Annotated in this window: 18 protein-coding genes and 2 pseudogenes; 8 read left to right on the top strand and 12 right to left on the bottom strand. The window is 54.4% G+C overall.

The window, feature by feature from the left end:
• Positions 1-45: 45 nt before the first annotated feature.
• The gene (locus HFM78_RS06245; RefSeq protein WP_287128566.1) at positions 46-786 is read right to left on the bottom strand and encodes a Uma2 family endonuclease; all 741 of its coding nucleotides are present in this window, start codon (positions 784-786) and stop codon (positions 46-48) included.
• A 100-nt stretch (positions 787-886) separates the two neighbouring features.
• Here HFM78_RS06245 and HFM78_RS06240 point away from each other — a divergent pair, with 100 nt between their 5' ends.
• From HFM78_RS06240 to arsH, 4 genes are all read left to right on the top strand, one after another.
• Positions 887-1,222, top strand: coding sequence for a helix-turn-helix transcriptional regulator (locus tag HFM78_RS06240; protein WP_287128565.1), 336 nt, complete (start codon positions 887-889; stop codon positions 1,220-1,222).
• A 135-nt stretch (positions 1,223-1,357) separates the two neighbouring features.
• Positions 1,358-2,035, top strand: a complete 678-nt coding sequence (locus HFM78_RS06235; protein ID WP_287128564.1) for an MIP/aquaporin family protein — start codon at positions 1,358-1,360, stop codon at positions 2,033-2,035.
• A gap of 3 nt (positions 2,036-2,038) precedes the next feature.
• The gene (locus HFM78_RS06230) at positions 2,039-2,500 is read left to right on the top strand and encodes a dual specificity protein phosphatase family protein (protein ID WP_287128563.1); all 462 of its coding nucleotides are present in this window, start codon (positions 2,039-2,041) and stop codon (positions 2,498-2,500) included.
• Between the two features lie 4 nt (positions 2,501-2,504).
• Positions 2,505-3,107 carry an arsenical resistance protein ArsH gene (gene arsH, locus HFM78_RS06225; RefSeq protein WP_287128562.1) on the top strand — a complete coding sequence of 201 codons (603 nt, stop codon included), beginning with the start codon at positions 2,505-2,507 and terminating at the stop codon, positions 3,105-3,107.
• Positions 3,108-3,145: 38 nt separating this feature from the next.
• Here the strand turns inward: arsH and HFM78_RS06220 are convergent, their stop codons facing one another.
• The 4 genes from HFM78_RS06220 to HFM78_RS06205 all read right to left on the bottom strand — a co-directional run bounded on the left by HFM78_RS06220 (position 3,146) and on the right by HFM78_RS06205 (position 7,292).
• A complete protein-coding gene (locus HFM78_RS06220; RefSeq protein WP_287128561.1) occupies positions 3,146-3,511 on the bottom strand; it encodes a cupredoxin domain-containing protein in 366 nt (121 codons plus the stop codon).
• A complete protein-coding gene (locus HFM78_RS06215; RefSeq protein WP_287128560.1) occupies positions 3,508-5,757 on the bottom strand; it encodes a heavy metal translocating P-type ATPase in 2,250 nt (749 codons plus the stop codon). The genes HFM78_RS06220 and HFM78_RS06215 overlap by 4 nt, the downstream gene beginning before the upstream one ends.
• A gap of 137 nt (positions 5,758-5,894) precedes the next feature.
• Entirely contained in the window at positions 5,895-6,833 is a 939-nt protein-coding gene (locus HFM78_RS06210; protein ID WP_287128559.1) for a M56 family metallopeptidase, read from the bottom strand.
• A gap of 3 nt (positions 6,834-6,836) precedes the next feature.
• Positions 6,837-7,292: a BlaI/MecI/CopY family transcriptional regulator gene (locus tag HFM78_RS06205; RefSeq protein ID WP_287128558.1), complete on the bottom strand. Its 456-nt coding sequence runs from the start codon at positions 7,290-7,292 to the stop codon at positions 6,837-6,839.
• Between the two features lie 101 nt (positions 7,293-7,393).
• On the opposite strand from HFM78_RS06205, the gene HFM78_RS06200 reads away from it, so the two are divergent.
• The 4 genes and pseudogenes from HFM78_RS06200 to HFM78_RS06185 all read left to right on the top strand — a co-directional run.
• Positions 7,394-8,797 (top strand): efflux RND transporter periplasmic adaptor subunit, encoded by a 1,404-nt coding sequence (locus HFM78_RS06200; protein WP_287128557.1) that lies wholly within the window; start codon positions 7,394-7,396, stop codon positions 8,795-8,797.
• Positions 8,790-11,936 carry an efflux RND transporter permease subunit gene (locus HFM78_RS06195; protein WP_287128556.1) on the top strand — a complete coding sequence of 1,049 codons (3,147 nt, stop codon included), beginning with the start codon at positions 8,790-8,792 and terminating at the stop codon, positions 11,934-11,936. Before HFM78_RS06200 ends, HFM78_RS06195 begins: the two co-directional genes overlap by 8 nt.
• An 18-nt stretch (positions 11,937-11,954) precedes the next feature.
• Positions 11,955-12,344, top strand: coding sequence for a hypothetical protein (locus HFM78_RS06190; RefSeq protein WP_287128555.1), 390 nt, complete (start codon positions 11,955-11,957; stop codon positions 12,342-12,344).
• 120 nt (positions 12,345-12,464) lie between these two features.
• Positions 12,465-12,752, top strand: a pseudogene (locus HFM78_RS06185) (DUF305 domain-containing protein); the annotation flags it as partial.
• Positions 12,753-12,946: 194 nt separating this feature from the next.
• On the opposite strand, the gene HFM78_RS06180 reads toward HFM78_RS06185, so the two are convergent.
• The 7 genes and pseudogenes from HFM78_RS06180 to lysS form a co-directional block, all read right to left on the bottom strand.
• Positions 12,947-13,612: an SOS response-associated peptidase gene (locus HFM78_RS06180; protein ID WP_287128553.1), complete on the bottom strand. Its 666-nt coding sequence runs from the start codon at positions 13,610-13,612 to the stop codon at positions 12,947-12,949.
• A 79-nt stretch (positions 13,613-13,691) separates the two neighbouring features.
• Positions 13,692-15,797 carry an acyltransferase family protein gene (locus tag HFM78_RS06175; RefSeq protein WP_287128552.1) on the bottom strand — a complete coding sequence of 702 codons (2,106 nt, stop codon included), beginning with the start codon at positions 15,795-15,797 and terminating at the stop codon, positions 13,692-13,694.
• 469 nt (positions 15,798-16,266) lie between these two features.
• Positions 16,267-16,390 (bottom strand): annotated as a pseudogene (locus tag HFM78_RS16190) (IS4 family transposase); the annotation flags it as partial.
• A 63-nt stretch (positions 16,391-16,453) separates the two neighbouring features.
• Positions 16,454-17,527: a hypothetical protein gene (locus HFM78_RS06170; RefSeq protein ID WP_287128551.1), complete on the bottom strand. Its 1,074-nt coding sequence runs from the start codon at positions 17,525-17,527 to the stop codon at positions 16,454-16,456.
• A complete protein-coding gene (locus tag HFM78_RS06165) occupies positions 17,493-17,708 on the bottom strand; it encodes a hypothetical protein (protein ID WP_287128550.1) in 216 nt (71 codons plus the stop codon). Before HFM78_RS06165 ends, HFM78_RS06170 begins: the two co-directional genes overlap by 35 nt.
• Positions 17,709-17,736: 28 nt before the next feature.
• A complete protein-coding gene (gene rsmA / locus HFM78_RS06160) occupies positions 17,737-18,525 on the bottom strand; it encodes a 16S rRNA (adenine(1518)-N(6)/adenine(1519)-N(6))-dimethyltransferase RsmA (protein ID WP_287128549.1) in 789 nt (262 codons plus the stop codon).
• Positions 18,522-20,024: a lysine--tRNA ligase gene (gene lysS, locus HFM78_RS06155; protein ID WP_287128548.1), complete on the bottom strand. Its 1,503-nt coding sequence runs from the start codon at positions 20,022-20,024 to the stop codon at positions 18,522-18,524. Before lysS ends, rsmA begins: the two co-directional genes overlap by 4 nt.
• Between the last annotated feature and the right edge of the window lie 10 nt (positions 20,025-20,034).

The following is a 20,034-nucleotide window of genomic DNA, read 5'->3' as shown; positions in this document are numbered from 1 at the left end:
TTTTGGACATTGAATAATTCCAGTATAACGCATTTTAAATGCTTGTCAGCTTACTCCGAGTTCTCGCAATTTAGCGGCTAGACGCTCAGCCCGTTGTCGTTCAATTTCTTTTGCTTGTTCCGCTTGGTCGGCTCGTTGTTGTTCAGCTTCTGCTGGGGCAAGGACTGGATTACCCGCTCGGTCATACCAACGCAACCACCATTGCGTAGACTTACTCCAAAACCCATACCACAATCCCAGATGTAACCCCAACTCCGCTATCCAAATGAGAGACTGGCTACTCACCTGTTGATACCGCCCCTCAACCAACTGAAATAATTGCAGCGTGCGGGTGTTCTCATCGAAAACCACATAGTTTGGAATCTGGAGAATCTGCTCGTACACTTCCCACTTCGTCGGTGGTCTCCCCGCTTTTCTCTGGGTTTTACCTAAGTCCTCCTCCGCTGTACTCGGGGAGAGAATTTCGATAGCCACCACCGGACGTACTTGCTCTTGCCACATCACATAACTCTGGCGCAAGTGTTGGCCTTGATAGAGACTAGCTACTCCTACTACGCCAAACCAATCCGGTCGTTTGTACCACAGGGTATGGTTGACATCGTAATAAAGATAGAGGTCATAAGCACTGAAGACCTGCACTCCAGGCCAACCCGGAGGACGAAAAGTCAAAGACAGCAGCGGCCCCTGTAGACAATGAAATTCATCGGGCAACCCCGGCTCTCCCACTTCCTCACTGGGTAAATCATACATGGTGGGTAGATGAGTCCGGGCTGGGGGTTGCAGCATTGATTCAGGGGTGCAGGTTGTCCATAGTTTAATGCATCGCCAAGAGCAGGGACCCCGCCCTCTGGTTAAACATTCCATAGAAATAAGCTTCAATAAAATTATGCAGTCACCCACGCTAGCCCCCGTCGCACCTGACTTGATCCCCGCTGGCTTTCAGGCCCTCTCAGAACCCCTACGTCTCAAAATCCTAGAGCTACTGCGCGAAAAAGAATTATGTGTCTGTGAATTATGCGCTGTACTGACGGTGCCCCAATCTAAACTGTCCTTCCATCTCAAAACCCTCAAGGAAGCCGCGCTCATCCGTTCTCGTCAAGAGGGACGTTGGGTTTACTACAGCCTCAACCTCGCCCAAATGGTTGCCCTCGAACAGTATTTGGCGGAATACCGTCGCTATAGTACCCTCCTCCCGGCGCGGCTGTGTAACGATCTGCCCTAAAACAATTTTTCTCACTACATACAAAACTAAATTCACCTAGACAGCTATTTCTCAACACTTATGCATCAAGTTTTATGGAAATATCCTTGCCCTCTGGCCCCCTGCTTGGTATGGTTGGGCAGACTGAGGCGAGCCATGAACGGGAAAGACTGGTTACAGCGCGAGGTTCTAGCCGAGGTCATTGGGACTTTTTGTCTAGTCTTTGCTGGCACTGGAGCTATCGTCGTCAATGATGTCTCAGGCGGTGCGATTACCCATCTGGGGATTAGCTTTGTCTTTGGAGCCGTGGTCGCCGCCCTCATCTACGCCCTGGGTCCGGTCAGTGGAGCCCATTTCAATCCGGTCGTGACCCTAACGTTTTGGTATCTCGGGCAATGTCCGACCCGTCGGGTGTGCCCTTTTATTGGGGCTCAACTCCTCGGTGCGACCCTTGCTAGCGGACTCCTCTGCCTCTGTTTGGGCAAGGTAGCGGCTTTGGGCAGTACGCTGCCCCGTGGAGGCAATTGGCCCCAAGCGTTTGTGATGGAATTGGTGCTGACTTTTATCCTGATGCTAGTCATCTGTGGTGCTGCCCTCCATCCGGGGGCGGCACCGGGCATGGCTGGGCTGGCTATCGGCTTAACCGTGGGCTTAGCGGCTGCCTTCGGGGGTCCGATTAGTGGTGCCAGTATGAATCCGGCCCGGTCTTTTGGTCCGGCCTTGGTCAGTGGTACTTGGCAAGCCCATTGGATCTATTGGGTGGCACCGCTGTTGGGAGCGATTTTGGCTGGCTGGCTGTGGCAAATTTTGTACCCGCTAAAAATCAAGGAGTGACCGATGGCGCAAGCAGAAGTAGTTCAACCCCTGGCCGCGAGCCTGTGGTGGGTCATCCCCAGTAAATTAGCTGGAGTCCGTAAGCCAGAGGTAGCAGAACTGGATGAGCTACGAGCGTTGGGCGTGGCGGCGATTGTGTCGGTGATGGATGACCCAGCCAATCTAGAGGCCTATGCCCAGGCGGGTCTCCCCTACCGTTGGTTGCCCACGAAGGGGGGCACGGCTCCGAGTTTGGCGCAGATCCAGGCGTTACAGGATTTTGTGGATGAACAAAATAAGCTCGGTCATGGGGTAGCGGTGCATTGCACTAGTGGTAGGCGGCGGACGGGTACCATGCTCGCGGCCTACCTAATCCGGCAGGGTGCAACCTATGCAGAGGCTATACAAACCGTCCAACAAGCTAATCCCCAAGCGGAACTGCGGTCGGCCCAAACGGATTTCTTGCAAGCCTTAGCGAGTCACTAAGCCCATGTTTGACCATCCGCCACGGATCTTGTTTCTCTATGGCTCCTTGCGAGAGCGTTCCTATAGTCGTCTACTTGCCGAAGAAGCGGCGCGGATTATTACGGAGTTGGGCGCACAAGTGCAGTTCTTTGACCCCCGCGACCTACCGATCTACGGCAGTGTTCCCATTGAGCATCCCAAAGTCCAGGAACTGCGGGCGTTAAGCCTGTGGTCGGAGGGGCAAGTCTGGTCTAGCCCAGAGATGCACGGACAGATTACTGGGATTATGAAAAACCAACTGGACTGGATACCCCTAGAGATTGGTTCCGTGCGCCCGACCCAGGGCCGGACCTTGGCGATTATGCAGGTGAGTGGCGGTTCCCAATCCTTCAACGCGCTCAACACCTTACGGTTGCTGGGACGCTGGCTGCGGATGTTCACCATTCCCAACCAATCCTCAGTGGCGAAAGCCTACAACGAGTTTGATGAAGCCGGTCGGATGAAAGACTCCAGCTACCGCGACCGGGTGGTGGATGTGATGGAGGAATTATATAAATTCACGGTCTTATTACGTCCCCACACGGCCTACTTAACGGACCGTTACAGTGAACGCAAAGCTACTCATTGAGCAGTGGCACAGATTTTGACAGCTTGGACTACTGACCGCTAACGGGCAATGAGTTTGCCCTTCAGCATATTCATCCCACAGACGAACTCATATTCACCGGGCTGACCAGGAGTTACTTCAAGCGTCACAGTTTGGTTCTGGGGGAGGTGGGAGCGCAGGCCAAAATCCGGGAGGACGATTTCTTCGCTACAGGCAGAGGATTCGCGGCGCGTGAAATTGAGGCGGACCCTTTGACCGACTTGGACCACAATCTCAGCAGGCCGATAGCCGCCCTGAACCGTAATATCTATTTCCTGGACTCCGCTCTGGTTGGTAGCTTGGACACTTTCACCCTTCCAGAGCCAAAAGTACCAGACGACCCAAACGATGAAGACGATGCCCAAACTGTTGACCAGCAGATTCATGACTTGACCTCAGCAAAGGATTGGGGCGCGAAAAAGCGCAGCCGATTGGCATTGGTCACCACAGTAATGCTCGAAAGAGCCATCGCTCCTCCGGCAATAATGGGCGAGAGCAACAACCCAAGGGCTGGGTAGAAGACCCCAGCGGCAAAGGGAATGCCTAAAGCGTTGTAGATGAAAGCACCAAAGAGATTTTGACGGATGTTGTTTAAAGTAGCCCGTGAGACTTCAATGGCGTAGACCAAGGCCCGGAGATTGCCCCCCACCAGCGTGATATCCGCCGCCTCAATGGCCACATCGGTGCCAGTACCCATCGCAAAGCCAACGTCGGCTTGGGCGAGGGCGGGCGCGTCATTAATCCCGTCCCCGACCATGCCAACTAAACTTTTAGCCTTGGTCTGTTGCTGGAGCGTCTTGACCATTTGGGCTTTATCAGCAGGGAGGACTTCAGCCAGTACCCGCGTAATCCCGACCTGACGGGCAATCGCTTGGGCGGTGCGTTGATTATCCCCGGTCATCATGATGACTTCAATACCCATTTTTTGCAGGGTACGGATAGCTTGGGTTGAATCCTCTTTAATCGTGTCAGCCACCGCAATTACCCCAGCGGCCTGACCAGCCACGGCGACAAACATGGGGGTTTTACCTTCATCCGCTAAGCGGTCAGTCGCGGTACTAAACTTGGCTAAGTCAATGCCCTGGACGGTCATCAGCTTGGCATTCCCGACCAAGACAACTTGTTGGTCAACCGTCGCTTGGACCCCCTGTCCAGGAATGGCCTCAAAAGCCTGGGGTTCAGTTAGCGTGAGGTTACGCTTCAGCGCACCCTGGACAATCGCTTGGGCCAGAGGATGCTCACTGCGGCGGTCAGCGATGGCAGCGAGGGTTAATAAAGTCTCAGCACTATAGCCCCCGAGCGGCAAGACATCGGTCAGGGCGGGTTGACCTTTGGTAATTGTCCCCGTCTTATCGAGGACTAGCACCTTGAGATGGGAGGCATTTTCAAGAGCCTCGCCGTTACGAATCAGCACCCCGTTTTGTGCAGCTTTACCCACGCCCACCATCAGACTCATCGGTGTTGCTAGCCCCAAGGCACAGGGACAGGCAATCACCAGTACCGTCACCATCGCCACCACCGCGAAGTTGAGGGACGGACCAAAGTTAAACCAAGCTAAAAAAGCCAGGACTGCCAAGATGACTACCGCCGGGACAAAATAGCCCGACACCAGATCCACAAGTTTGCCAATCGGTGCTTTGGAGGTTTGGGCTTGGGCGACCATCTGGACAATCTGGGCCAGGGTCGTATCTTTACCAACCTTGGTGGCCCGGAAGGTAAATGCGCCGGTTTTATTAAGACTGGCTCCAATCACAGTATCACCCGGTTTTTTGTCCGTGGGTACCGACTCGCCCGTTACCACGGATTCATCAATGGCGGACTCCCCGGTGAGGATCAGGCCATCCACCGGAACTTTCTCGCCGGGACGGACTAGTACGGTGTCGCCCACGATGACCCGCGCCAGAGGAATATCAAGTTCCTGGTTATCCCGAATCACCCGTGCGGTTTTGGCTTGGAGTTCGAGGAGTTTTTTAATTGCTTCGCTGGACTGTCCACGGGCTTTGGCTTCGAGGGCTTGTCCCAGGAGTACTAGGGCAATGACCACGACCGCAACATCAAAGAACATCCCCGCTGCCTCTGGCGGAAATAAACCGGGAGCTAGGGCATAAACCGCTGAGTAGAGCCAAGCTGAGCCAGTCCCCAAGGCAACGAGGGTATCCATATTGGCGTTGTGGTTACGAAAACTATGCCAAGCCCCCAGGAAAAAAGACCCGCCGGACCAAGCTAAGACGGGCAAGCTCAACAAGGCCGCACCGATACTCAGCACATGCCAACCCATGAGTGCCTCACGGAGGGCCGGGAAGTAGTCTGGTAAAGAAAGCAGCAACACGGGTACAGCCACAACTGCGGCAAACCAAAACTTCCGCATCGTGTCTTGATAACTCTGGTCTTCAGGGGTTATTGCCGTGACAACAGGCTCTTGGCGTATCGGCTCAGCATCCTGTACGGGGTACCCAGCCTTAGCCAAGGTCTCGTGGAGGTCTGAGGCGGTGGCCTGAGTGGTCACACGTACTTTTTTACCCGTCAAGTCTACTTCCACCCGGGCCGAGGGGTCTAAGGTCTGGAGGGCTGTGGTTACGGTTTTGGCACAACCCCCGCAGTGCAAGCCGGGAACTGATAGTTCATAGTTCATCAATCAAACCTCTTTGTGTTAGGCGTCCATCTGAGCTGGGGCTTGGTTGACTTCAAATTTTAGGGGAGTAATTCGATGTTAATCTCTATAGCTGGCTACAGAGTCAAGGCGGCTTCGCGCAATCGCCCTAAGGAGATTTAGGGCAGGTGGAGCAGATGGGGCAATTCAAAAATGAGCCAGCCTACGGGTAGTGGACTCAACAAAGTCAAGGCCAGTAGCCACAGCTTCTCTTGGTTTCCCTTGCGCTGTGGTCTTGGCTTCAGGTAATGGAGCCGGACCAAATTCTTCACGCGTAGGTCGACGGTGTCGGGCTGGATCAGTCCGGCGGCTGGGGAGAAAGCGGGATGACCAGGAACCGCAACTTTTAGCAGGGCACGGGCTAAAGCCACCGGCTTATCCGTCACACTAACCGCCAGTTCATCCGCCGCTAGCTCACGCTCTCGCAACAGATAGCCAAAGGCCCACCAGCTACTCGGCAAGTAGGCCGTGGCTCCGAGGAAGAAAACACTGACTAGGGCAATGAGGTTGTCTCGTCGCTGGATGTGGGCTAATTCATGGGCGATGACCTGTTCCAGTTCGACGGCGTCCAGAATTTCGAGCAGCCCCGGCGAGAGATAGATCCGGGCTTTTTGAATGCCCAGCGCGAAGGCCACGGGCTGTTGCGTAGGGATGACGAGTACCGGGGGAACTGCTATGCCAAAGCCTTGCGCTAGCCTATTTGCGGTGTCCTGGACTGCGGGGCTAGCTGGATTACACAAGGTAGCCAACCCGCCCACGCGCTGTTGTCGCCAGAGGTAGCCCCCGACAAATAGTGACCCAATAAACAACATCATCCCGAGCACGACGGTCAGCGGACAAATGACCCGGTGTTCATAGGTGGAATGGGCGTACATATCTAAGGACAGGTGCCCCACCCCCAAGGTCAGAGCTAGGGAAGGAACAAAAATACTCGCGTAGCAACTGAGCACCCGCCCATCGCGCAAGGCCCCGACCCTCAAAAACCAACAGGAAATCCCGAGAGCCACCAGCGAGATGAATAAGGCCGTAAACAGGGGTACCAGTGCGGTAAGGTCCATGGCTTACTCCTTGAGGTCGAGTACCGCCTCGACTAGACCAGGGGTATGCAGACCCTCGCGCTCCACCACTGCCGAGACTGCCCCAGGGAAGTCCTCAATCAGAGCGCAAATCACCCGCTCCACCGCCTGATTGATAAAGTCTTGTTGCGAAATAGTAGGCAGGTAGCGGTAGGGCTTGGTGGTGTCATCAATGACTCGCAGCAGTCGTTTAGTCACCAGTCGTCCCATGGTGCAGACTACAGTCGAGTACGCAAGCCGCTCCCCGCTGGGCATCCGCTCATGGATCTGTCGCGCCAAGACCGGCCCGCCGAGTGCCCACACCTGCTCCATGATCTCCGCTTCCTGGTCGCCGAGGAGCTTCTTGAGTCCGGGTCGGTGCGAGCGCAGGGCCATATTGTCAATGTATGGGTCCATGGGTTGCATGAAATTCCAGCAGAGAATATTGAGTAATTTCATCATAGATAGTTCTCAGGCAGTGAAAAACAAATGCTATATTTTGCATATACTACAAAGCCCCAGCGTGAGTCCATCGCTGTGCCCTTCTGTAGTTTAAGGAGCGCATGATGAAGCTCAAACAAGCCGTGGTCATGCTCCTGCTGCTAGGTTCAGGAGAACCAACCTGGGCACACGGCGGGCATAACGACGCTTTCAAAGAGGCCGCTGCCGCCCCCACGGTCGGGCAGGTGAAGGTAGCTCCCGATGTACAACAAGCTTTGGGAATTAAAACTGCACCAGCGGGGGAGCAATCTCTGAGCACTAGTCTCCAGGTCAATGGTCAGATCCAAGCCGTACCCAGCCAGTCCGCCCAGATTAGTGCGCCAGTTACCGGGCGGGTACTCAAGGTACAGATCCAACCAGGGCAAGTGGTCCAAAAAGGTCAGACGCTGCTCGTCCTCGATAGCCCAGAGATCCGGGAGTTGGCGGTGGAGGCTGAACGCACCCGGACGCAAGCCCAAGTCCAGGTCACCCAGGCTCAGTCTCGCGTCAACCTCGCCCAGCGCACCTATGAGCGGGAGCGGGAGTTGGTGGACCTCAAGATTTCGCCCCGCAAGGATTTCCAAGTGGCCCAGGCTGAACTACAACAGGCCCAAGGGGATTTGGTAGCAGCGCGTTCCTTAGTAAAACTCAGTGGGGCACTGCTTGCGACCCGGTTGGCACAATTGGGACGAGCCCGCGCTGATGGTCAAGTCGCTCTTTTGGCTCCCTTTGCTGGCGTGGCGACCCATCAGGAGGTGAGTGTCGGTGAGGCGGTCGAGCCCGGAAAAATTCTTTTTGAGATAGTCAACCTCAACCCCGTGTGGGCGGTCGCCCAAGTCTACGAAAAAGATCTAGGACGGGTCCGTGCTGGGCAAGCCGTCGAAGTCGTCACCGAGAGCTATCCCGGTAAGGTCTTCCGGGGACAAGTCACAAGCCTAGACCCCACCGTGAACGCCGAGACCCGGACCCTAGCCGTGCGGGTGGTGTTGGCTAATCCAGAGCGTCTACTCAAGCCCCAGATGTTTGCCACCCTGCGGCTAGTGACGGGCCGTACTGCCCAACCTGTAACTGTTATCCCCCGCTCAGCTGTCCTTGATGTGGACGGCAAAAAAATTGTCTATGTCCAAAATGGGGATGCTTTTGTGCCGACGGAGGTTCAGCTTGGTCAAGTCAGCGGCAAGCTCGTGGCCGTCACGGATGGGGTCTTCCCGGGCGACCAAGTTGTCACGGAGCGGGCTTTTCAACTGCGGGCACAGTCTCTAAGAGGAGATGTCCCTACCGAGGAAGGTGCTTCCAGTCAGGCGACAGATAAACCAGCTACGGAAGCTGCCATCAATACACTCCCGAACTGGGTCTGGCTCCTCGGAGCCCTCGGCTTCTCCACCGTCACTTTCCTGGCCGGGATCGGGGTAGCCCGCCGTGGGGTCGTGAATCAACCGCTCAGTCCGGCCTACTTTGACCGCGTCGAGAGCAAGAAGGATGCTTAACCGCCTCATCCTTTGGTCGCTGACTCAGCGTTGGTTAGTGGTGCTCACTTCTGTGGCTGTTTTGGTGGTAGGAGCCGTAACTATTCTGCGGATGCCGCTCGATGTCTTCCCAGACTTCGCGCCGACCCAAGTTGTCATCCAGACGGAGGCTCCCGGACTGGCCCCGGAAGAAGTCGAATCTCTAGTCACGTTGCCCTTAGAAAGTGCGCTTAATGGTACGCCTGGACTGACCGATATCCGCTCCAGTTCGGCGATTGGTCTATCGGTCGTCACCGTCGTCTTCGATTGGAACACGGAAGTCTTTCGCGCCCGTCAACTGATCACCGAACGGGTCCAGCAGGTCGCATCACGCCTACCCCAGGGCGTAAGCCCGCCCCTACTCTCGCCCATTAGCTCCCCGATTGGGGATGTCATCAAGTACGCGCTGACCCTTGACCCCAAGGTACAGACGACTAAGCCCACCCAAATTTTGGACCTTGCGACTCTTGCTAACTGGCAAATTCGCAACCGCCTACTCGCTATCCCTGGCGTGACACGAGTCCTAGTGATTGGTGGCGGGGAGCTTCAGTATCAGGTCTTGCTTGAACCAGCTCGCCTCAAACAGTTTGATGTCAGCCTCACCTGGGTCACTGAGGCCGTCCGTCAGGCCAATGTGAACGCGCCGGGGGGATTTCTAGTCACGACGGACCAGGAATTCCTCATCCGGGGCGTGGGTCGTACTTCCTCTCTAGTAGACCTCGGGAACTCTGTGGTCAGTGTGCGGGCTGGTGTCCCTGTACGGCTAAAAGATGTTGCCCGGATTCAAACTGGTAGCGGGATCAAGCGCGGGGATGGTTCCCTCAATGGGCAGGAGGCAGTCATTATCACCGTCACCCGCCAACCCCAAACCGATACCCCGACCGTAACCCGCGCCGTGGAGGCGGCGATGGCGGAGATTCGCCCTACGCTTCCTAAGGATGTCCAAGTCACGACCACTTTTCGCCAAGAAGATTTCATCGAGAAGTCCGTCAGTAATGTATTTGAGGCCCTCCGCGATGGCGCGATTATCGTTGCGGTCATCTTGGTGTTGTTTTTGGGTAATTGGCGCACCATGGTCATCACCCTGTCGGCCCTGCCCCTCTCCATTGCCCTGGGTCTATTGGTCTTGAATGCCGCCGGGATTGGCCTCAACACCATGACCTTGGGCGGACTCGCCATTGCTCTCGGGGAGGTGATTGACGATGCCATCATTGACGCTGAAAATGTCTACCGCCGCCTGCGCGAAAACCAACTCCGCGCCGACCCAGACCCGCCCCTGAAAGTCATTTTCCAAGGCTCCATCCAGATCCGGGGCTCGGTGGTTTTTGCAACCTTGATCCTCTGTATTGTCATCGCGCCCATCTTTGTGCTCTCTGGAGTCGAGGGCCGCATCTTCACGCCCCTGGGTCTGGCCTATATCCTGGCGATTCTGGCTTCGCTGGTCGTCGCGCTGACCGTCACACCCGCCCTGTGTTACCTACTACTGGCGAACCGACAGCTTCCTGAAGATGAGACCTGGACTGTCCGTACCCTCAAGGAACGCTACCGCCCAATACTACTTTTCGCACTCCGCCACCCCAACACCATCCTGGTCGGTTCAGTCTTGGCTCTGGTAGCCTCGCTGACCCTGGTGCCCGGTCTCGGTAAAACCTTCCTGCCCGAATTTCAGGAGCGCAACTTAATCATTGCCGTCACCCAATTACCGGGGGCCTCCCTCCAATCCACGCAGCAGGTGGGTATAGCGATTGAGAAGGCTCTCTTGAAATATCCCGAGATTGAGACGGCTCAGTTCCGGGCGGGGCGGGCCGTGGGCGATGACGATGCAGGGGGGGTCAACTTTGGGGAGTTGGATGTCCAGATTGCCGCCGATGCGCCTGACCGTGGGCGGGTCCTTGAGATCATCCGCGCTGAGTTTGCCCGTTACCCCGGTGTGGTTGCCAACGTCGGCGGCTTCATCTCCCACCGGATTGATGAGGTACTTTCGGGGACCCGCTCAGCCATTGCCATCAAGTTATTCGGCCCAGACCTAGACTTACTTAGAAACAAGGCTCAAGAAATCAATCAGGTCATGGGTACGATTCCTGGTGTGGTAGACCTCCAGGTGGAACCCCAGGTCCCCGTCGCTCAACTCTCGGTGCGCTTCAATCGAGAACAGGCTGCCCGCTATGGCCTGAGCGTGGGTGAGTTAGCCGAAACCATTGAGACAGCCCTCAACGGACGGGCGGTCTCCCAGGTACTCAAGGACCAACGCCTCTTTGATTTGGTTGTCTGGCTGGCTCCTGAGGCCCGGCTGCAGCCGGAGCAGATTGGCAACTTGCTCATTGACACCCCCATCGGTCAAAAAATCCCGCTCGCCCAGGTAGCAACTTTGGTCCAAGACAAGGGACCGAACACGATTAACCGCCAGAACGTTTCACGGCGGATTGTCATCGCCGCCAATGCCAGTGGTCGCGATATCGGTTCACTTATTGCCGAAGCCCGTCAGAAAATCTCCGCCCAAGTGGACCTGCCGACGGGCTACTTCATTCAGTACGGCGGTCAATTTGAAGCTCAAGAGCGAGCTACCCAGGAGTTGCTGCTGTTTAGTGCCCTCGCGCTCATCGGGGTCGCGGTGCTTCTCTATCAGGCCGTGCATTCGGTGCGCTCGACGCTTTTGATCCTGGCTAACCTACCCCTGGCTTTGATTGGCGGCATTATTGCGGTCTGGCTGGGGGGCGGGGTGTTGTCGGTGGCCTCCTTGGTCGGTTTTATCACGCTCTTCGGGGTCGCCAACCGGAACGGGATCATCCTGGTCACGACCTATTACCAGCGCATGGCAGCGGGCGAGCCCTTCGAGAAAGCCTTGGTCGAGGGCTCGATTGAACGGCTCTCCCCAGTGCTGATGACCGCCCTCACCGCCGCCCTCGCGATGGTGCCCCTGATGGTCGGGGCCGGGGCGGGTAAGGAGATCCTGCAACCCTTGGCAGTGGTCGTCTTTGGTGGACTCTTTACCTCCACCGCCTTGACCCTGGTGGTCATCCCGGCCCTGTTTGACCGTTTTGGTTCCCGCCGACCTCCGGCCCTCTCTGAGCAAGAGCTACGGGCGATGGGGATGGAAGGGATGCTGGTTGACCAAGAGTAATTCACAAATGGAGTGTCCATGTTCATCCGCACAATGTTCCATGTCCTCACCCTGACGGTCATCTTGACCGCCCCAGGCTTGGCCTACGGTGGTAAACCAGAATATGGCGGACAGACCGTCGAAGTGCAAGCGCACCACCTTGAGTTTGTGGCGGAACCCACAGCCCAGGCCACACACCTACACCTGTACATCCTTGACCCCCAGGACAAAAAAGTGACCAACGCCGGGGTCAAGCTCCAAATCCTGTCCCCAGACGGGCTAAAAACCGCCCTCGCTCTCAAGTACAACGTCCAAGAGGCGAGCTACGTCGGTGACCTCCCACTGACCGTAAAAGGCGTATACAAAGTGGTGGCCCTCACCACCATCGGTGGGAAAAAACTCAATGCCCGCTACACGTTTAAGCGTTGAAAATCCCTTCTCAAAACCTTACTCTCGGAGCACCTCATGAACCTACAACTCAACCGCAAATTCCTGACCGCTTTCGTCCTCGCCAGTGGTCTGATCCTGGGTGGAATTTATCTTGGTGCCCCTAGGAGTGTGGCCCAAATGATGAAGCAAGACGAGACGATGAAGATGGACAAACCGATGTCGGACATGGGGATGATGCAAAACCTCGGTCCGGCGGACAAGGAGTACGACCTGCGCTTTATGAACGCCATGATTGAGCATCATGAAGGAGCAATGGTCATGGCCCAAGACGCGCTCAAGAAATCCAAGCGGCCTGAGATTCAAAAGCTGGCTAAAGATATCATTACCGCGCAACAAAAGGAAATCGCCCAAATGAAGACTTGGCGCAAGGCTTGGTACCAAAAATAATCACTTCTTTAGTAGTGAGTTTTGATGTAGCCTTCTTGCGTCTGACCATGGGGGTAAGCCGTCTTCGTACTTGAAGATATAGATGCGCTTGCCCTCATCTGGACCAAGCTGCGGGTAACTCATGGTGGTGACTCTGTGTTGTAGTAAATGTCAAACTAAGTAGGCCGGTTAATTAAACATATACTTTTCTACTTTTATATCACCGGTTCAATACACACTGGACCATCCACGGCAGGGCTGTTGACTTGAGTTGAAACCGGGTAGCTCAGCATTTGGTCCGCCGGGTAGGGACCTAGGACCGCAAGTAGGGGCTCTACCCGTTGCTCCCCTGGGGTCAGCCACGATTCATAGTGCTCGGGGGCCAGGATGACGGGCATCCGCTCATGTACCGGGGCAACGAGACCGTTGGCCTCCGTCGTGATGATGGTACTGGTGATGACCTCATCCCCGTCGGCTCCCTCCCAGCGGTCCCACAAACCGGCAAAGGCAAAGGGTTTCTTACTGGTGAGTTGAAACAACATCGGCTGCTTACCCTTACCCATTTTTTGCCATTCGTAGAAGCCAGTCGCCCAGATGAGACAACGTTGCCGCTTCAGGGGTGCTCGAAAGGAAGGCTTCTCTGCTAGCGTCTCAGCCCGTGCATTGATAAGCCGATTACCAATACTTGGATCTTTGGTCCAAGACGGAATCAAGCCCCAGCGCGTCTGGGTCAGCGTCCGTTGACCGTCATTGAGGACCGTGGGGACGGGTTGGGTCGGGGCAATGTTGTAGCGAGGGTGCAGTAGTTCTTCGATACGTAACCCCGCTAGGGCCAGTACCAAGTCCGCCCGGTCAGCCGTAAAAATGAAGCGTCCACACATTTTTTTATGATATAGCGGGGTTAGGGCTTGGCTAGTCACGATAGGGGGCAAAGTGTCGAGTTAAGCTATGACGTCCTAACTATTCCCGTAGATCGCCTTCAACTCTTTTTCCTGCCGCTTGCGTAACATAAACAAACAAGCTGTGATCATGAAGAAAGGCAACAAAATCCTTGTAGATATACTCAGTATTCGCATAGTCGGTCAAGTGGTGCCGGTCAACATACAGGGGTTTCTTATACTGATCAAGTATTGAGCATTCGCCTTTATCACAGAGTACATTTGAGGGGTCGTAAATGACTATTTCTGGTGAAATTTGAGATATTATTTTGTGAGCATCTTCCCTACTTCTCTTAAGTTCAGACCGGGATTGACGACAATTAGCTAGCGATGTGAATTCGGGTCTATACCAATCGGGAATACATTCTTCCAAGCTAACCGGGAACTCTGGCGTAGGAGCGATCAACACAACGCTCCCGCCCCGCTCCTTCACTTTTCTGGCAAAACGGAGCAAATCTTCGGCTGTATTTACTTCTTCAATCCAGGTCTTGGACGGAGCATTGAGTTTGTTGTTGATGGCGATAGCATACCTGTTGGCAATTACTATGACATCACCCCTCTTCATATCTTTTAGAACGCGGAGCTCTTGTCTTATTTGGACATCTCCACAGTCTCTGTTCGTCTGCTGAGCGGGGAATGTGCAATTTGAAGTTGTTATCCCGTCTACGCTGACGTCCTGTCTTGAGGCGAGGAGATAGTGCATGGTACGAAAGTGGTCGGTATGAGAATTACCGACGAAGAAAAATGTCTGCTTACCATTCGCTATTCGGCAATCATTAACGGGCAAGGGGAAAGCAGACCAACCCTCAAAATCTAGACCCTTAAAATCTAGATGGCAGGCTGCGCCTGTGTAAGGTGTCTTATCTCTGCTGTTCTGAGCATGAGTTCTAGTACCCCCATTACTATCAGTATTTCTGGATCTGGTAATGAGATGCCGATATGGATAATCTCCCAAGAAGAGATACTTTTTGAACGGTCTAGTAAGACCGATAAGCACTATGGCTGTACTGACAATCGCACCTAGTCCATAGCCGATGGACTGCCAAGGGACAGTAGACCAATCCGCACGGCGCAGAGGTAGCTCTACATACCGATAGGAAATAAGCGATAGTAACAGCATGAGGGCAATCTGAAATGGCACAGACCACCAGTGAATACCAATAGTCCAACGACTGAGAGACAGGACACCCCAATGCCAGAGATATAGTGAGTAAGAAACCTGACCGACATAAACTACCTGTGGGTGAGTGAATAAGTCATAGCCAGCCGTTCCTGAGCGAAGGCAGGTCAGCAAAACCACCGTAAGTACTACCACAGCAACGGTTGCTTGCACTGCAAACTGGAAGGTCATAAATAAAATTACAATAACAGCACCTGTGACTATCAAAGGTGGTATGTTCTCAAGCGCACGAGAAAACCTATCCGAATGCTTTAAACTCAAAAATAATAAGCATCCAGCCCCCAATTCCCACAGACGGGTCGGCATCAAAAAGTAAGCCGCCGGTTGGTTAGTCTGGTAGAGGTAGACAAAACTAATCAAGGAAGCGAGGGATAGTGTCACCATCACCCAGAATAGATTTCTAGGTCCTTTTGTAGTCAGACGACCAAAGCCAGTCAACCAAACCAACAAGGGGAACAGGAAGTAGAATTGTTCTTCCACGCCTAGAGACCAAGTATGAGTGAAAGTATTTAGTTCTGTGGCGGCGGCAAAGTAATCTGTGGAATCTCTCAATAGATGAAGATTGGCAAAACCAAATAGAGCGGCGATGCCCGTATTTAGCGAGACAACTGGACTAGGATTAAAGAGACAGATGAAAAAACTAGTAACGAGTACGAATAGTATTAAAGCTGGTACTAAACGTTTAATTCGTCTGGCGTAAAAACCTACCAGAAAGTCGCGGAGGTTACCGCTAGGACGACCTGCTAGCGAAGAAGTAATAACAAATCCAGAAATAACGAAAAAGATGTCTACGCCTAGATAGCCGCTTGGCAGAAGATCTTTGTTGAAGTGGTTAATTATGACCGCAGTCACTGCCAATGCTCTTATTCCATCAATTTCCGGTCTATAGGAAGACTGATTTTCCTGGGCTGTGGATGTAATTAGCACAGTGTTTCGCAGAGCCTCCATCGTTGCAGTTTATTGGGTCACAACTGTGTTGACTTGCAATGGGTGGAGCTTCAAAACTGGGGTTGACATTTAGATATTAACTACCAGAGACAAGGGTGTCAACTGCTGGGGTTAAATTTCATAATTTTCTTAATTCGTGGGTAGTGCTGAAATCATACTACTGAACTGAAGTTTACCTAACAAACAAAGAATGTTCCTGAGCATCCTTAAAAACCCGAAGCATTTTGTACAGATGGGTATTGTGGGTGATCCTACCTAGCTTGAATCACTTATCTCCATCAAGATACTGTCTTAGCCCAAAGTATTTTGAGGCCACCCTCACCACGAATAACTGGATAATAGCCCAAGGCTCAGAGCAATTTGCTGGTTAAGGTAATGGTGGTGGAGTCAATCGGATAGATAGGGTAAGCGTCTAGGGCTTTACTACGCTTGACTTGTTGAAGAACTTTCTCATAGATTTTAATAAAGTCAGCGTTGCTTCTATGTTTAGATGCTTTAGAAAAGGTGGAGATATCCACTTCAATCCCTGTGTTATTGAGGCGTTTAAATAAGTCCTGCATACTGGTTATACTTTTGTCCATGGCGTAGGCCAACTAGGTCTGATTCCTGAAATTGACGCAGGAGTAGGCGTTCGGTTCTGAGGGTCGTCATAGTGGTCAGTTCCCGCCCAGGATCGGGAAGCTTTTGTTCTCACTAGAGACCGATTCTCTGGGTAAAAGGGGGGTTTTCGTCTGGAACCGAAACAAGTAAGTCTGCCAGCGTTGGTCTCCCCAGGCCAGGGTGAGCAGGATATTGAGATGGGTATAGGGGTCAGTTACTTCGGGTTTACTCAGATTAAAAGCCGCAATCCGGTCAGCAATCACCGAGGAACTTGTGGTAGTGCTCGCCTGGAGATTAAAAGGGGTACTCGGTGTGGGCCGGACCACGATGGGAACTGGGACGGATTCCTCCGCAAGTAGAGCGGCACGGGTAGTGGGTTGGGCAAGCGGTTCAGGCTCCACGGGCACAGAGGTCGGCGGCTGGTCACGGAACTGGTAATCCCGGTAGGTGGTCTGAATCGTCAAAGGACCCTTAAAAGTTCGGGCACTAAAGCCCTGAGGTACCCAAAAATTAAGCTGTATTTTGACCAGCGAGGCTACGGGCAACCAATACTCCCCCACGGGTCCCAGGTCCATGAAAATCTCCGCTGTGCCATAGGAACCGCTATCTACCCAATGAATCCGGCGGGGCAAAAACCGTACCGGGTCCAGCCAAAGTTCCCGGATTGGCACCCCCCCAGCAAAAGCGAGATAGTTGACGGGCTGCCCCGCCCAAGTCTCAGCCCGGGCGGTACGGATTTTTTCAGTGGTAGGCATGAGGGGAAAAACAGCTTCCGGGGCCAGCCGTTGGGGACGGGTCACGTAGGCATTGTAGATAGCCAGCCGACTTTTATAAAAAACCGGGTCAAGCTGGGTACGGTCCAGAGTGCGTTGGCGGTCTAGTTCGGTAATCCGCGCTTGCCAAGTGCCGGGGCTGGTCCGAAAACTTAGCTGCATGTCCCCTTCTTGCCAACCGCTCAAGACCGCTTGCTGGGTGAACTGCAGGGTGGACGGAGCTTTGAGGGCAGCAAGGGCCAGTTGGTAACGGTCCAACCAACCCGTCTCAGCCCAGACAGGAGCAACAACCAATCCGCCGAGCCCCACCACCAAGGCCCGTCTAGTCAATCGCAATCCGCTGTGGTCCGCGTCCATTACTGTCCCCGTTGTGGCTGGGTTCTGACGGTCGCGCCTGTCCCCCTTTCATCTGTTCCACTAACCAATCCTTGACGGGCTCCTCATTGGCACTCAGGCGAAAAAGTCCCGAGAGGAAGCCCCTGGCAAAAGACAAAGGGTGGTCGGTCAAGGCACGCAAAATAGGACTGAGTTCATCCATTGAGTCAACTCCACAAGCTCCCTCCAGTTTAAGGGACACTCACCCACTGATTCGCAAAACGGACCCACTGGGCGACAGACAACATCTCGGCGCGGCTGTCGGGGCGTTCCTGAAGGTCCGTTAACAATCGGGCGACGGCTGCGGGGTCACGCCAGGGCTTGAGGTTGTTTTTGAGCATTTTGCGGCGTTGCCCAAACCCTTGTTTCAAAAGTCGGTGGAATAGCTGGGGGTCTGTGGCGGCGGGGCTGAATTGGTGGGGAGTAAGAGAGATGATGGCGGAGTCTACTTTCGGTTGGGGCTGGAAGGCGCGGGCCGGAACTACCGCCACCAATTCCACCCGGGCGAGGTACTGCATCGCTACGCTCAGCCCGTTGTAGCCGGGGGTGCTGGGCGGGGCGACCAAGCGTTCGCCGATCTCTTTTTGGACTAAGAGGACGACCCGGCGAAACTGATGGTTGGGCTGGGCTGGGCTGCCCAGGAGTTTTTCGAGGATGAGCCCGGTAATGTAGTAGGGGATGTTCGCCACCACCACTGGGCAGTGGGCGGGCAGAGGTTCAGTCAGGACATCCCCGAAATGGACTTGAAGTGGCTGATGGGCAAAGCGTTTAGCGAGGATGGGGGCAAGCGTCTGGTCTAGCTCAATCGCCGCTACGCCCTTGGCGGCCTGTAATAGAAGCTCCGTCAGGTTCCCAGTCCCCGGACCAATCTCAAGAACGGTTTCATCGGGCTGGATCTCGGCACTCTCGACAATCTGTCGTAATACGCCTTGGTCCCTGAGCCAGTACTGAGCGTAGCGTTTCTTGGGGAACGGGTTCATTCGGGGCGCAGGGTCGGGAAAGCGATCACATCCCGGATGCTGGGGCTGTCGGTTAAGAGCATCACCAAGCGGTCAATCCCCAACCCCATCCCGCCCGTAGGCGGCAGACCGTACTCGATGGCGGTCAAAAAATCCTCGTCTACCGCGTGGGCTTCTTCATCTCCGGCCTGACGTTTGCGGGCCTGCTCCTCGAAACGGGCACGTTGGTCTAGGGGATCGTTGAGTTCGGTGAAACTATTGGCGGTCTCCCGTCCGGCGATATAGAGTTCAAAACGCTCGACCAAACCGGGTTGGGTGCGGTGTTTTTTTGCCAGCGGAGAGTTCTCAATCGGGAAATCCATGACAAACGTCGGTTGGATGAGGGTGGTCTCGACGGTTTCTTCAAAGAAAACCACCAGCAACTCCCCCAAACTCAAACCCGGTTTAACCCGTATCGCCAATTGTGCGGCCTGCTCGTAAGCCTGGGGAGCCGTCAGGTTGTTGAAATCTACCCCGGTCACTTCCTGGACCAACGCGTGCATGGTGGCGCGGCGAAAGGGTTGCCCCAAGTCAATGGCCTGTCCCTGATAGCTGAGGGCCGTGGTGCCACAGACGACCTCAGCACAGGTACGGACCAGAGCTTCTGTCAAGTCCATCATGTCGAAATAATCGGCATAGGCTTGGTACAACTCCAGGCTGGTGAATTCAGGGTTATGGCGAGTAGATAGCCCCTCATTGCGGAAGATGCGCCCAATCTCATAGACCCGCTCGAAGCCCCCGACTACCAACCGTTTCAGATGTAGTTCCGTCGCAATCCGTAAATAGAGGTCGAGGTCCAAGGCTTTGTGGTGGGTGGTGAAGGGTTTGGCGGCGGCTCCCCCCGCCTGGGTATGGAGGACCGGGGTCTCAATCTCCAAGAAATCACTGGCATCCAAGAAATTACGCATCGTCCGCACCGTGAGGGCACGCTTCTTGAAGGTTTCACGGACTTCCGGGTTGACCATCAGATCTACGTACCGTTGGCGATACCGTTTCTCGATATCCGTCAAACCTTTATATTTATCCGGCAGGGGTAACAGCGACTTGGTTAAAATCTCGTAGTGAGTCACGTATACCGAGAGTTCACCTTTTTGGGTGCGAAACATCGTCCCGACCACGCCTAGGATATCCCCACTATCAGTGAGTTTATCCAGCAGTTTGAACGCTTCGCCACCCATGGCAGCGGTAATCCGTTTTTTGTCAAAGTAAAGCTGGATCAGCCCAGAGCCGTCCTGTAACTGAAAGAACGCTGCTCCGCCCATCACCCGCCGTGCCATTACCCGGCCCGCCACCCGGACTTCATCCGCCGCTTCGGTGCCATTACCTAGGTCGGCATAAGCTGCTTGTAGAGGTTGGGCATGGTGAGTTTGGGCAAAGTTATGAGGGTAGCGGGGTAAGCCCAAGCTCGCCATCAGGTCTAATTTGCCAATACGTCCGGCGCGGATCTCCGCCAGGGTCGAGGTCGGGGTTGTGTCAGTCATGGTCATGTTT

The sequence above is a fragment of the Candidatus Cyanaurora vandensis genome (assembly GCF_013285555.1).
In the GTDB taxonomy this organism is placed as follows: Bacteria; Cyanobacteriota; Cyanobacteriia; order Gloeobacterales; family Anthocerotibacteraceae; genus Cyanaurora; species Cyanaurora vandensis.
Note: the sequence above shows the minus strand (reverse complement) of the source record. Positions and strands in the feature narration are given on the sequence as shown.